The organism is Streptomyces lushanensis (assembly GCF_001700515.1).
Lineage (GTDB): Bacteria > Actinomycetota > Actinomycetes > Streptomycetales > Streptomycetaceae > Streptomyces > Streptomyces lushanensis.
Map to the genome: position 1 here is coordinate 1 of NZ_MAUD01000616.1, position 263 is coordinate 263.

A 263-nucleotide genomic window follows, 5' to 3' on the forward strand; every position below is an offset into this window, starting at 1 on the left:
CCGAGATCGGGCAGGAATCCGGATTCGAGTACCTGGCGTACGCCGGCCGCGACCGATGGGTGAACCGGCAGGGTGAGATGGCCGAGACCGCTGACGCGCACGTTCTGCGTGAGGAGATCGGGGTGGTCGATACGTGCGGTCTCCACCGGGTCCATGAGCTGGTCGAGATCGCTCCAGAAGCTCACGAAGCGGGTACGGCAGCCGGGCGCGGGCAGCCTCAGCTCCTCGATCAGGGCCGATCCGGGCCGCATCTGCCGCACCAC

Annotated in this window: 1 pseudogene; it reads right to left on the minus strand. The window is 68.1% G+C overall.

What is annotated here, in order from left to right:
- Window positions 1–263: pseudogene (locus BFF77_RS37515) on the minus strand (lipase); the annotation flags it as partial.